This is a genomic window from Burkholderia sp. AU33803 (assembly GCF_002223095.1).
GTDB lineage: Bacteria > Pseudomonadota > Gammaproteobacteria > Burkholderiales > Burkholderiaceae > Burkholderia.
In genome coordinates this window covers 1,387,385-1,400,699 of sequence record NZ_NKFJ01000006.1, presented here as the reverse complement: position 1 = coordinate 1,400,699, position 13,315 = coordinate 1,387,385, and the positions used below count along the sequence as shown (strand labels likewise).

Genomic DNA, 13,315 nt, shown 5'->3' with positions numbered 1-13,315 from the left:
TCCTGTTCTTTCATCTGTTGCGAACAACCTCGCTGCAGGCGCCGCCCGTGCCATGCACGGCAGTGCCTTCATGCAGCCGCGCATCGCGCCAATTCAGGTTGCGCTGCACGGATCGGCTTCTTCGCGAGCCTTATCGTCTGACAAATGCAGGCATCTACCCGCATCTGCCCCTCATCGCTCACGACCCTCATTCAACTTAGACGCCGCATTTGCCGACAGCAAGCGCGACGTGCACGACCCTCTTGCGGGTCCGGCGACAAGTGCCGCGAATTATAGATGGAACCGGTTCCAATGAGTGTCGTATCAGTGCAATTCAATGCATCGAAAATCGCAACAATTGAAAAATCGGGGAGTCGGAATCGGCAAGGATCGCGTGAACGCCGACTGATGAGGGGCGTCAGGTCGACGATTGTCGTGTGGCGAGCGGCGCCAAAGGTTGTCTCTTTCCAGCCACGCGGGGTACCGGGGCGTGCCCTTTTGCGGGGTGCTCTGGTAGCCTCCGCGTCTGATGAAACCACACCAGAAGAATGAACTGCCGGCGACCGACGCGACCGGCATCAGCCGATATCTCAGCTACCTGCTGCGCCACGCACCGCAGTCGATCGGGCTGCAACTCGACCCGGAAGGCTGGGCCGATATCGACGCACTGCTTACCGGCGTTGCCCGCCGCGGGCTCCACCTCGATCGTGCGACGCTCGAAACCGTCTGCGCGACCAACGACAAGCAGCGCTTCGCCCTTTCCGACGACGGCCATCGCATCCGTGCGGTCCAAGGCCATTCGACGCCCGTCGTGCAGCGCCGCTATCCCACCGCGCCGCCGCCCGAGCGCCTGTATCACGGCACGGCGACGCGCTTCCTGGATTCGATTCGGGTGCAAGGGCTGAAACCCGGCGCCCGTCATCACGTGCATCTGTCGCCGGACATCCGGACGGCGCTGGCCGTCGGCACACGCTACGGCGTGCCCGCGATACTCGAAGTCGATGCGCAACGCATGCATCGGCAAGGCCACACGTTCTTCGTCGCGGAAAACGGCGTATGGCTGACCGACACCGTGCCGGCGGAATTTCTTAAAGAGATCGACGGGCCCGCGCGCTGAGACGCGCGCTCACCACGGCCAGAACATCGACGCGATGGACAGCGCCAGCGCCGCGCAAAGCGGCGAGTAATACAGCGTGTCCATGCGTGCGAAACGCGACCCGCGAATCCGCTTGAAGAAGCCGACGTAACGGAAATCGCCGACGGCCCGCACCGCGAAGATCAGTGCGAACGCAACGACCGCGAACGAGATCGTGCCGGGATACGTGTTCGGCCCCAGCCAGCCGGCACGCGCGGCAACCACGCACGCGCCGCCCAGTAACGCCACCGCGACCGCGAGCGTGCCGATGGCGGTCGGCCGCAATAGCGGCTCGCCGTCCTGCTCCGGAATGGCCGCCCCCTTGCCGCGCCGCCCGCCCAACGCCCAGTAGACGTGAACGAGCGCGATTGCGCAAAGCGTCGGCACGCTGAAATACGCTCCGGTCATGTCAGTCGATGTCCTCGTGTCGTTGTCTCGTTATCTCGATGTGTCGCCGGCAAGGTTCCGGCGCGCGGCCCCGGTCCGCGACACGTGTGACGATACCGAAACCCCGCAACACGTGCATTGCGACCTCCGGTCGCAACCCGCCACCCGGAACCGCGCATGTTGCGATGCAGTGCGCGCGCCTGTGCACGCGGTCCGGCCGCTTGACTTCCCTCCGCGCACTACTACCCTGATATTCCAGTCCTGCGCCGATACGCCCCTGCGCGATCGGCCGCACGTGCACCGTTCGCCGCATGCGCACCTGCACGACAACGATAACGAAGGCCATGGAGGCGACTCATGCTGATCGGTGTGCCGAAAGAGATCAAGAACCACGAATATCGCGTGGGCCTCACGCCGGCCGGCGCGCGCGAACTGACGCGGCACGGCCATCGCGTGTTGGTGCAGCGCGGCGCGGGCACGGCGATCGGCCTGCTCGACAACGACTACACGGCCGCGGGCGCATCGCTCTGCGACGGCGCCGACGAAGTCTTCGCGCGCGCCGACATGATCATCAAGGTCAAGGAGCCGCAGCCGGCGGAATGCGCGATGCTGCGACGCGGCCAGATCCTCTACACGTACCTGCATCTCGCGCCCGATCCCGACCAGGCGGCCGCGCTCGTGAAGTCCGGCGCCGTCTGCATCGCGTACGAAACCGTGACGGGCCCCGGTGGTGGCCTGCCGCTGCTCGCGCCGATGAGCGAGGTGGCCGGGCGCATGTCGATCCAGGTCGCGGCGACCCATCTCGAAAGCCCGCGCGGCGGGCGTGGCCTGCTGATGGCCGGGGTGCCCGGCGTGCCGGCCGCGCATGTCGTCGTGCTCGGCGCGGGCGTGGTGGGCACCGGCGCCCTGCAGATGGCGGTCGGCCTCGGCGCACGGGTCACCGTGCTCGATACCAACGTGAACCGGCTGCGCCAGCTCGACCTCGTCTTCGCCAACCGGATCGCGACCGTCTGCTCGAATGCACACACGATCGACGAAGCCGTGCGCGATGCCGACGTCGTGATCGGCGCCGTGCTCGTGCCGGGCGCATCGGCGCCGCGGCTCGTCACGCGCGACATGATCGCGACGATGCGCACGGGAGCGGTCGTCGTCGACGTCGCGATCGACCAGGGCGGATGCTTCGAGACCTCGCATGCGACGACGCACGCGGACCCGACCTTCGTCGTCGACGGCGTCGTGCACTACTGCGTCGCGAACATGCCCGGCGCAGTCGCGCGCACGTCGACCTTCGCGCTGAACAACGCGACGCTCACCCATGCGCTCGCGCTCGCCGACAAGGGCTGGAAGCAGGCGATGATCGACGATCCGCATCTGCGCGCGGGCCTGAACGTATGCGACGGACACATCACGTACGAAGCCGTCGCGCTGGCGCTCGGCCTGCCCTATGTGCCGGCGGCGGGCGTACTGGCATGACGTGACCGCATTCATGACCGGCCGGCCGCTGACGGCACGCGCCGGCGGCTGCGTTCACGCGCCCTTCGCGCCGCCGCTGCGATTCGACGCGCTGCCCGCTCCCATCGTGCGTGCCAGCAGCGGCCTCAATTGCGCGAGCGTGCGCGTGTTCAGCACGTCGGGCCGCGTAAGCCAGCCGCGTCGCGCCTGATCGACGCCGTACGCCAGATTGTCGAGTTCGTCCGCACTGCACGCATCCGAGCCGATTGCCACCAGCACGCCGGCCTTCGCGGCTTCGCGGCACCAGACGTCCGGCAGGTCGAGCCGCCGCGGCTGCGCATCGAGTTCGACGAAGCAACCGCGCGCCGCGGCGTGCGCGATCACGCGCGGCACGTCGAGTTCGCAAGCATCGCGCTCGCCGAGCACGCGGCCCGTCGGGTGCGCGAGAATCGTGAAATGCGGATGGTCCATCGCACGCAGCATGCGCGCGGTCTGTGCATCGCGCGACTGTTCGAAGCCGTCGCGTACCGCGCCGACCACGAGATCGAGCCGGCCGAGCATCGCGTCGGGCACGTCGAGGCTGCCGTCCTCCCGAATGCCGGCCTCCACGCCCTTGAGCAGCACCAAATCGTCGAACGACGCGTTGAGGCGATCGATCTCGTCGATCTGCCGGGCAAGCCAGTCGAAGTCGTTGCGGCTGCCGCCGGCATGCGGCGCCCGGTCGGTGATGGCCAGGTACGCGAACCCGCGTGCGCGTGCCGCATCGGCCATCGCACGCAGGCTGTCGCGGCCGGCTGACGCATCGGTATGCGCATGCAGGTCGCCGCGCACGTGCTTGCGCTCGACCAGTGCGGGCAACGTGCCCGCGCGCGCGGCGTCGATCTCGCCGCGATCCTCGCGCAACTCGGGCGGCACGTCGTGCAACCCGATCGCCGCGTAGACCGACGCCTCGGTCGCGCCGGCAATCCGTTCGTCGCCGCGAAACACGCCGTATTCGTTGATCTTCAGCCCGCCGGCCTGCGCGATCCTGCGCAACGCGATGTTGTGCGCCTTCGATCCGGTGAAATAGACGAGCGCCGCGCCGAACGCATCGGCATCGACGACGCGCAGGTCGACCTGCAATCCGCTGGCGAGCACGACACTCGACTTCGTCTTGCCGTGCGCGAGCACGCGCGCGACCTCGCCATAGCCGACGAACGCGTCGGCGACGGCCACCGGATCACGTGCGGTAACGAGGATGTCGAGATCGCCGACCGTCTCGCGGCGGCGGCGGAAACTGCCGGCCGGCACGGCCTTGCCGACGCCCGCGATCGCACGCAGGCGTTCGAGCAGCGGCTGCAGCGAGTGCGCCGCATCCGGCAGCAGGAAACGTTGGGGTTCGCGCTTCAGCCGGTCGTCGATCGCTTCGAGCAGATGCGCTTCGGTTTTCGCGCCGAAGCCCGGCAACGCGCGCACGTGCCCGCTCTTCGCTTCCGCGCGAAGCTGCTCGAGCGAATCGACATGCAGTGCGTCATGGAGCGCCTTCACACGCTTCGCGCCGAGCCCCGGCACGTCGAGCAGTTCGACGATCGCGCCCGGCAGCGCGTGGCGCAGCGTTTGCTGCAGTTCGCAGGTGCCGGTCGCGGCGATCTCGCGCAGCTTCGACGCGAGATCGGGCCCGATCGACGGAATCTTCCCGAGATCGTCGCCGTTCGCGATCATCGTCGGGATATCGCGCCCGTAGTCGGCAATCGTCCGTGCTGCGTTGCGATAGGCACGCACCCGGAACGGATTGGCGCCCTGGATCTCGAGCATGTCGGCGATCTCGGCGAACACGGCCGCACACCCGGCATTGTGGATCGGCATGATCGGCGTGGCTCCCTTCCACGTGGATGGCGCCGCACGCGTGCGCGACGGCGTCTGCCCGCCCGGCGCCGCATGCTGACGCCGCCGGGCGCCCGTTCATCATCGTACGCCGGCCACGCCGCGCGTGCAGCGCCGTGGTGGCGACGATGGCGACGTCAGAGGGAGGCGCGCGGCGTCGTGGCGTAGTGCCGCTCGTAGATCGACTGGCAATGCGTGCAGCGTTCGGCGGCCGGGCGCGCCAGCAGGCGCTCGTAGCCGACCGAGCCGTCGCAGTCGATGCACTCGCCGTAGCTGCCGTCGCGCATCCGCTGCTGGGCGCGGCCGATCGCACGCAGCTCGGTCAGTTTCATGCCGATCAACGCATGGTCGACGTCGACGAACAGGTCCGCATTGGCCTCGTCACCCTCGTCCGGCGCCGCGCCGGCGAGATCTGCGTAGGATTCCGACGCACGCTGGTCTTCGCTCGCGCGGATCTCCGCACGCAACGTCTGCTCGCTCTCGTTCAGCCGCTGTTTCAGCGTCTGCCGTTGTTGTGGGTCGAGCGCCATGGCCGTCTCTCCTGTTCCGGGTTCCGCGCGGCGCATTGCGGCGCGCGGTGTCGCACCGGTGCGCGGCGGGCCGGCGTCACCGCCGGCCACCGTGCCCGGATGTGCGCCCGGCGACACGAAGCGCCGGACGCATTCGACGCAGGATAAACCCATTGAACACGCGTGTGTTGACCGGAATCAGCGTGCCCGTGAAGTAGCGGCAGCTGTGCGGAAACTGGGGCCGGACGCATAATCCGGGCCTGCGGTGCGCGCTCGGACGCTCGCCGGCACGACCGCAGCGCAGCAATTTCCGGCACGACCACCACACTTCGTCCGCGCGCACGAACCAGCATGACTCTGTCGGGACGATCGCTCGCGCTGCGGCTCCTCGATCATTCGTGATCCTCAGAATGCATTGCGTCCGATGAAGCCGCGCACGACCGTCAACAGGATGATCTTCATGTCGAACCAGAAGCTCCAGTTCTGCATGTAGAACAGATCGAACTTCACACGTGCCTCCATCGCCTCGACCTTGCGCGTTTCACCGCGATAGCCGTTCACCTGGGCCCATCCGGTGATGCCGGGCCGCACGCGGTAGCGGTACATGTAGCAGTCGATCAATTGCCGGTATAAATCGTCGTGTTCGATCGCGTGCGGGCGCGGGCCGACCACCGACATCTGCCCGAACAGCACGTTGAAAAACTGCGGCAGTTCATCGAGCGACGTACGCCGCAGGAACGCGCCGACGCGCGTGATGCGCGAATCGTTGCGCGACGCCTGCTTCAGCACGCCCGGCTGGGCGCGATGCACGCGCATCGTCCGGAACTTGAGAATGTCGAACTCCCGGCCGTCGACGCCCTTGCGGCGCTGCCTGAACAACACGGGCCCTGGGGACGACAGCTTGACCGCGATCGCCAGCATCGACAGCAGCGGCAGCAATGGAATCAGCACACCGAATGCGAACAGCCGGTCGAACGCGAATTTCGCCCACAGCTCCGGCGCCGAACGCGGCGTGGTCGCAAGGTTGATGGCCGGCATGCCGAGCACGTCGGTCGCCGAGCGATCGACCACCGCCATCTGCCGCACGTCGGGCAACAGCCGCAATTCCACGAACTCGTCGCGCAACTCGCGGACGATGCGCTGGATCCGCCACTCGTGCGACATCGGCAGCGTGAGCCAGACCTCGTCGATGTCGCCGCCGCGAATGAGGTCGCGCAACGCGTTCCAGTCGTCGATCACCGGCACGCCGCCGATGCCGCCGGAGGCAGCCTGGGCGTCGTCATCGAATACGCACGCCGCCACGAAAGGCCCCTGCGGCGCCAGCTGCATCCGCTCGACCGCGACACGCCCGTACGCCGTCGCCCCGACCACCGCGACGCGGCGCTGCCGCGTGCGCGGGTCGTCACGCGTCAGCGCAAGCGCCAGCAGCGCGGCGCGGCCGAGCAGCAACGCAGCGTCGCCGGCCAGCACCGTGCGCACGATCCAGTGTGTCGTGATCGTGCCGCCGCGATTCATGATCCACATCGCGGCGGTCACCGTCAGCACGCTCGCGCAGACGAGCGCCACCATCGTCTGCGTCAGTGCATGCGTGCCGCCTTGCGGCGCCATGCCGCCACGCACGGTGCGCAGATAGCGCGGCAGCAAGGCCACGGTCAGCACGCACAGCAGCGCGATCGCGCCGCGCTGCGCGTCGGACAGCTCGCGCCACGCAAGGCCCGATGCCGCCTGCGCGGCAAGCGCGCCTGTCAGCACGAGCACGGCGTCGGTAACTGCGATCACAGAACGCCGCATCGAATTCGTCCCACCGGACTTCGATAGCATCGTCACGCACCATGTGCCGGGAACCCGCGAAGCGCGTCCGGCATGCGGGGCCGAACCGGTGTCGGAGTCGGCCTCGCCGTCCCGCGCGTGCCGAGCAGCCTGCGATAGTCCGCGCGAATCAGGTTGTAGCATTCGCACGCGTGATGTTCGAGGCCGTCGCGGTCGAGCACCGTGATGCGGCCGCGGCGCTGCCGGATCAACCCGGCTTCCTGCAGGTTGCCCGCCGCTTCCGTCACGCCTTCGCGCCGCACGCCGAGCATGTTCGCGATCGTCTGCTGCGTGACGGCCAGTTCGTCGCCGTCGATGCGGTCATGCGCAAGCAGCAGCCAGCGGCTGAGTTGCTCGCTGACCGAATGATGCCGGTTGCACAGCGCGCTGCGCGAGATCTGCGCCATCGCTGCCTGGCAGTAGTTGAGCAGCAGCCGGTAGGTTTCCGGCGAGCGCTCGAATTCGGCACGCACCACGCAGCTCGGCACGCGATAGGCCATCCCGCCGATGCGGACCTCGACCCGGTGCGACGCCGCGGCGCCACCGACCATCGTCGCCAGCCCGACCACGCCTTCGCGGCCGACCTGCGCGACCTCGACCATCGCACCGTCCTCCATCAAATGCTGCACCGACATCATCGACGTCGTCGGGAAATGCACGTGGCGCATCGGCTCGCCGACCCGGTCGAGCATCCCGGCCTTGATCCTGACCAGTTCGAGATGCGGTGCGATGGTGCGGATGCTGTCCTCGGGGAGGGCATCGAGGATGGCATTCGCCGAGTAGCTCGAGTGAAGATGAAGCATGTCTGTATCCCTTTTATCGTCCGCACCGCCTGCAGCCGCGTGCACGGAATTCGTTATCGCGATGCGCGCCCGGACGTTGACTGGAGTTGCGGCCACAACCCTGATTCCAACCGACCATCGGCTTCTCGCCGCCGGATCGAGTCGACCGTCCCGTTTCAACGCGCCAGCCCGAATAAGCGATTTACGTGCCAAACCATGCCCGTCCTTAATATATGAATCACGCCGGATTTAGATCGACCGAATTAGCGGAAAGAAGACATAAAAAGCGTCTCATTTCCGGACACTCTTCCCGGTGGCGGACACTGCGCGCCATTTGACTGATCAATTCCCCCGCATCGACCCGAGGCCGGTGCGACCGGGCTACGTGGCTTGTCGCTCATATACTTACAGTCGATTTTTCAATTGTTTCCGTGATGTACCGGACACCGTTCCGCTCCGGCACCACGCGTCACACGATCGTTTGAAACTGTCTCAAATCTGAATCGACACACTAATTTTCCGCTTTGTACGCCACCGCACACTCCGTCATCAACCCATTGATTTTCATGAGTAATATTGCTGGAACCATTAATTTGTCAAAGAGTGTTCAATGCCCGGCAACCAGTTTCGTTACACGACGCACATCGCCGAAGAATTGATTCCCGGTTGACATCGAATGAATGACAGGCACCCCATTCCATTTCCGGATGATTAATTTCACCGCAATGAATCACTAAATCCGGATAACGTCTGCAGCCGGTCTAAATCGTCAAACTTTGTGAAATGACGTAATATGCAATTGATCGATTTCAATGGCGTGCTAGCCTTTTCGCCAGTATCGTCACTCCATTTTTGACGAACACAAGTCCGCACGATCGTGCGAATTCCCCATTCCCGGGATATCGCCGCGACGACGCGTGACCGCCACCCTACGAGGATGCGCCGTGACTCACCAGGCCCCTGACGCCGTCGCACACGCGAACGGCATGATCGAGCTTTCCCACAGCTTCGACGCGAACCGGTTTCTCGCAGCCATCGACCGCGACGAACTCGCGACGCTGGCCCCCCACCTTCAACTCGTCCACCTGAAATCGGGGCAAGTGCTCTGCGAGCCCGGCGAAATGCTCACCGCGGTCTACCTGCCCGTCACGACCGCGATTTCGCTGCAGTACGTGTCGTCCGGCGGCATGACGCTGGAAGTCGCGGAGATCGGCAGCGAGAGCGTGGTGTGCGACGACGTGATCGGCGGCAGCGGCCGGATGCCCTGTCGCGCCGTGGCCTGCCGCGACGGTTTCGTCTACCGGCTCGACCGGCGCATGTTCGCCGCGGCGTTCGACGCCTCGCCGGTGATCCGTCATCTCGTGTTCATCTGCGTGCGGCTGCTGATGGCGCAGGTCTCGCAGATCACGTTCTGCAGCCGTCATCACGTGCTGAAACATCAGTTATGCAGATGGTTCCTGCTCGCGTACGACCGGACCCGCAGCATCGAGATCCAGGTGACGCACAGCATGCTCGCGCAGATGCTCGGCGTGCGGCGCGAAACGGTCACCGATGCCGCGGGCGAAATCCAGAAGCTGGGCCTGATCCGGCAGTACCGGAGCTCGATCGAGCTCGCCGACCTCGCCGGCCTCGAAAAAATGTCGTGCGGCTGCCGCGCGATCGTGCGCGACGAGATGAAGCGCATCCTGTCGGCCGATTCGGGCGTGCCGGCCGCGTCGCGCGCCTGATCGGCATGCCGCATCGGGCGTCGCTGTTGCGCCGCCTGCCTGCCGGGTCAGCCGTTTGTAGGGTGGCGAACAGAACGCCGTGTCTGCCAATGGTCTACTGATGCCGGACTGCCGGGGGGACGTCAGCGCGTGTCGCGCGTCTGCCCGAGCGGACGACACCACGCACGCCGGAGCAGCACGTGAAAAAAGAAATCAGAACCATCCTGAAACACGTCGCCCATCTCGAAGCCGCGATCGATTCGATCGGCGACGGGGACGACCTCTACGAAGCGGGCCTTTCGTCACTCGACACGATCCAGCTGATGCTCGCGATCGAGAAGCAATTCAACATCGAGATTCCCGACGAGATGCTGAACCGCAACCTGTTCCGCAGCATCGACGCGCTCGCGGACACGATCGCCACGCTGCAACGCACCGAGCATTCGGCATGAGCGCGCTGCTTCCCGAACTCGCGAGCGACAGCGATACGCGTCGGCTCGACGAGGCCGCGCATGCCGTCGCGCAGATCGCCGCGCAGCACGCGGATGCGGTCGACCGCGACGCGCGCTGCCCCGTCGAGGCGATCGAGGCGATGCGCGCGCGCCGCCTGCTCGGCGCGATGGTGCCGACGCATCTCGGCGGCGCGGGCGCGTCGCTGGAAGACATCGCGTCGGCCTGCTCGATTCTCGGCCAGGCCTGCGCCTCGTCGGCGATGGTATTCGCGATGCACCAGATCCAGGTCGCCTGCATCGTCAATCATGCCGCCGACCAAGGCTGGCACAAGCTGTTCCTGCAGCAGCTCGTGCGCCACCAGTGGCTGCTCGCATCGGCCACGTCGGAAGACGGCGTCGGCGGCAACCTGCGCGCGAGCCAATGCGCGCTCGAAGCCAGCGGCGGCGAGTTCCGGCTGCGCAAATCGGCGCCGACGATCTCGTATGGCGACTACGCGGACGGCATCCTCGCGACCGCACGACGCGATGCGGACGCGCCGGCTTCCGAGCAGGTGCTCGTCACGCTGCTGCGCGACGGCTACACGCTCACGCGCCGCGGCGAATGGGACACGCTCGGGATGCGCGGCACCTGCAGCAACGGCTTCGAGCTCGATGCGCAAGGCGCCGCCGTCCAGTGCCTGCCGGTGCCGTTCGCAACGATCGCCGAGGAGACGATGGTGCCGGTGTCCCACATCCTGTGGGCCGCGGTATGGATCGGCGTGGCCGGCGATGCATTCCATCGCGCGCACCAGTTCTTCCGCGCGCAGGCACGCCAGACCGACGGCGCGCCATCGCCCGCGTCGCGACGCATCGCCGAATCGCTCGCGCTGATGCAGGCGATGCAGGCCCGCGTCGACAACGTACTGCGCCTTCATGCGAACCCGGCGTCGCGCTCGTGGTCAGCCGGCATGGCCCGGGCCGCCGAGATCAACACGCTGAAGACCTACGTGTCGACGACCGCGCTGGAAGTCGCGCACCAGGCCATGATGATCTGCGGGATGGCCGGCTACAAGCAGGGCACGCCGTTCAGCATCGGCCGCCACATTCGCGACCTGCATGCGGCGCCGCTGATGATCAGCAACGACCGCATTGCCGTCAACACCTCGAACCTGCTGCTCGCGCTGCGTCCTGCGACGCTGGAGAAACATACGTGAACGATCGCCTTGCCGTGCCCTCCGCCGCCTCCGCTCCCGCCGATGCACCGATCGACCGCGCGGGCGTCAACCCGCTGCGCGACGCACTGATCGACGCGGGCCTGCTGGTCTCGACCGGCATCCAGGGCCTGTTCGGCCGCAGCGAACGGTTCGAGCGCGTCGTCGAAGCGCTCGACGCGTTCGTCACGCGCCTCGGCGCCGACCAGCACGCCGAAGTGCTGCGCTTCCCGCCGGCGATGAGCCGCACCGAGTTCGAGCGCAGCGAATACATGAAGAGCTTTCCGCAACTCGCGGGCAGCGTGCATGCGTTCTGCGGCGACGAACACCAGCACCAGCGCGTACTGCAGTGCCTCGATCGCGGCGACGACTGGACGGAAAGCCAGAAGCCGACCTACGTCGTGATGACGCCCGCCGCGTGCTACCCGGTCTACCCCGTCGTCGCCCGCGCGGGTGCGCTGCCGGCGGACGGCCGGATCGTCGACGTCTTCTCGTACTGCTTCCGTCACGAGCCGTCGCTCGACCCGACCCGCATGCAGTTGTTCAGGATGCGCGAGTACGTGCGGATCGGCACGCCCGAGCAGATCGTGTCGTTCCGCGAGACCTGGATCGAACGCGGCACGCGGATGATCGACGCGCTGCGCCTGCCCAACGCGATCGACCTCGCGAACGATCCGTTCTTCGGGCGCGGCGGCAAGATCGTCGCCAACAGCCAGCGCGAGCAGAACCTGAAGTTCGAGCTGCTGATCCCGATCGAGCACGACGATCGCCAGACCGCGTGCCTGAGCTTCAACTACCACATGGACCATTTCGGGCTGCTGTGGGATATCCGCACCGCGACGGGCGACGTCGCGCATACGGGCTGCGTCGGCTTCGGCCTCGAACGGCTCACGCTCGCGCTGTTCCGCCATCACGGCTTCGACATCGAGGGCTGGCCGCGCGAAGTCCGCGACGTGCTGTGGGGCACGCCATGAGATTCGTGTCCCGCGACGGCGAACACGCGTCGTTCGAGGATGTGCGCCACCGCGCGCGCCACTACCGGCCGCATCCGCTGCATAGCCAGGAGATGGTCTGGAAGCAGACCAACTGCTACGTCGACATGTGGCTCGAGGTGCTCCGGTGGTGGGGCTTCAATCCATACGCGGCGCTGCCGTTTACGATCGCGCTCGATTTCGAGGGCGACCAGTTCACGTTCTTCAAGTTTCCGCACGACGAACTGGAGCGGCTGTACGGTATCGTCGTGCAGGAGCACTCGATCTACGAACCGCTCGACCAGCACATCGAGACGCAGGTTGCGCGCGGCCACCTGATGATCGTCGAGGTCGATGCATGGTTCCTGCCCGATACGCGCGGCAGCAGCTACCGCACGCAGCATACGAAGACGACGATCGGCATCGATGCGATCGACCGCGCGAAGCGCCAGATCGGCTACTTCCACAACAGCGGCTATTACGTGGCCGAGGATTTCGACTACAACGGGCTCGTCGGCGGCAACTCGCCGATGACGCTGCCGCCTTACGTGGAATGCGCGAAGCGGCGGTTTGCGCCGCTCGACGAACGCGAGCTGTGCGATACGTCGCTCGCCGCGCTGCAGCGCCACCTGCGGCGCCTGCCGGTCGTCAACCCGATCGCCGCGTTCCGGCGGCAGTTGCAGACCGATGCGCGAACGCTCGCCGATGCGCCGCTCGAGCATTTTCACGCGTACTCGTTCAACTCGGTGCGGCAGCTCGGCGCGAATTTCGAGCTGTTCGGCCATTACGCTCGCTGGCTGCAGGCCAGCGGTTGCGTCGGGCCGTTCGCCGAAATCCGCGCCGCGTGCGAGCGCATCGCGTCCGAAGCGATGGTGCTCGAATTCCGGCTCGCACGCGCGTGTGCGCGCGGCAAGGAGGAGCGCGGCGACTCCACGCTCGAGGCGATCGAGGCCGCCTATGCGGACGTCGTCGCGTGCGCGCGGCAGATCTGCGCGCCGTTGCGGCACGTGAAGCCCGTGCGCAGCGAGTCCAGCGACATCGCGGCACCCGTGCCGGCCATGCGGTGACGCGCGCGCGCGC

General features: G+C 66.6%; 12 protein-coding genes. 7 read left to right on the top strand and 5 right to left on the bottom strand.

The annotated features are described in order from the left end of the window. Positions 1-508: 508 nt before the first annotated feature. Complete coding sequence (locus CFB41_RS23550; RefSeq protein ID WP_089458067.1) at positions 509-1,096, top strand: RNA 2'-phosphotransferase; 588 nt, start codon at positions 509-511, stop codon at positions 1,094-1,096. A 9-nt stretch (positions 1,097-1,105) separates the two neighbouring features. Here the strand turns inward: CFB41_RS23550 and CFB41_RS23545 are convergent, their stop codons facing one another. Further along, entirely contained in the window at positions 1,106-1,522 is a 417-nt protein-coding gene (locus CFB41_RS23545) for a DUF3995 domain-containing protein (RefSeq protein ID WP_089458066.1), read from the bottom strand. A 336-nt stretch (positions 1,523-1,858) separates the two neighbouring features. Here CFB41_RS23545 and ald point away from each other — a divergent pair, with 336 nt between their 5' ends. After that, positions 1,859-2,974, top strand: a complete 1,116-nt coding sequence (gene ald, locus CFB41_RS23535; RefSeq protein ID WP_089458064.1) for an alanine dehydrogenase — start codon at positions 1,859-1,861, stop codon at positions 2,972-2,974. Positions 2,975-3,028: 54 nt separating this feature from the next. Here ald and polX read toward each other — a convergent pair whose 3' ends face one another. From polX to CFB41_RS23515, 4 genes are all read right to left on the bottom strand, one after another. After that, positions 3,029-4,798, bottom strand: coding sequence for a DNA polymerase/3'-5' exonuclease PolX (gene polX / locus CFB41_RS23530; RefSeq protein ID WP_089458063.1), 1,770 nt, complete (start codon positions 4,796-4,798; stop codon positions 3,029-3,031). A 155-nt stretch (positions 4,799-4,953) separates the two neighbouring features. Next, a complete protein-coding gene (locus CFB41_RS23525) occupies positions 4,954-5,346 on the bottom strand; it encodes a TraR/DksA family transcriptional regulator (RefSeq protein WP_089458062.1) in 393 nt (130 codons plus the stop codon). A 384-nt stretch (positions 5,347-5,730) separates the two neighbouring features. Beyond that, on the bottom strand, positions 5,731-7,116 hold the full coding sequence (locus CFB41_RS23520; RefSeq protein WP_089442637.1) for an undecaprenyl-phosphate glucose phosphotransferase: 1,386 nt from the start codon (positions 7,114-7,116) through the stop codon (positions 5,731-5,733). A 32-nt stretch (positions 7,117-7,148) separates the two neighbouring features. Beyond that, positions 7,149-7,937 carry a Crp/Fnr family transcriptional regulator gene (locus CFB41_RS23515; protein ID WP_089442638.1) on the bottom strand — a complete coding sequence of 263 codons (789 nt, stop codon included), beginning with the start codon at positions 7,935-7,937 and terminating at the stop codon, positions 7,149-7,151. Between the two features lie 923 nt (positions 7,938-8,860). Here CFB41_RS23515 and CFB41_RS23510 point away from each other — a divergent pair. From CFB41_RS23510 to CFB41_RS23490, 5 genes are all read left to right on the top strand, one after another. Next, positions 8,861-9,643 carry a Crp/Fnr family transcriptional regulator gene (locus CFB41_RS23510; protein WP_179243727.1) on the top strand — a complete coding sequence of 261 codons (783 nt, stop codon included), beginning with the start codon at positions 8,861-8,863 and terminating at the stop codon, positions 9,641-9,643. 179 nt (positions 9,644-9,822) lie between these two features. Continuing rightward, positions 9,823-10,074, top strand: coding sequence for an acyl carrier protein (locus CFB41_RS23505; RefSeq protein ID WP_089442640.1), 252 nt, complete (start codon positions 9,823-9,825; stop codon positions 10,072-10,074). Continuing rightward, a complete protein-coding gene (locus CFB41_RS23500; RefSeq protein ID WP_089442641.1) occupies positions 10,071-11,267 on the top strand; it encodes an acyl-CoA dehydrogenase family protein in 1,197 nt (398 codons plus the stop codon). The genes CFB41_RS23505 and CFB41_RS23500 overlap by 4 nt, the downstream gene beginning before the upstream one ends. Further along, positions 11,264-12,238, top strand: coding sequence for an amino acid--[acyl-carrier-protein] ligase (locus CFB41_RS23495; RefSeq protein ID WP_089458061.1), 975 nt, complete (start codon positions 11,264-11,266; stop codon positions 12,236-12,238). The genes CFB41_RS23500 and CFB41_RS23495 overlap by 4 nt, the downstream gene beginning before the upstream one ends. Further along, the gene (locus CFB41_RS23490) at positions 12,235-13,302 is read left to right on the top strand and encodes a DUF1839 family protein (protein ID WP_089458971.1); all 1,068 of its coding nucleotides are present in this window, start codon (positions 12,235-12,237) and stop codon (positions 13,300-13,302) included. The genes CFB41_RS23495 and CFB41_RS23490 overlap by 4 nt, the downstream gene beginning before the upstream one ends. Positions 13,303-13,315 lie beyond the last annotated feature (13 nt).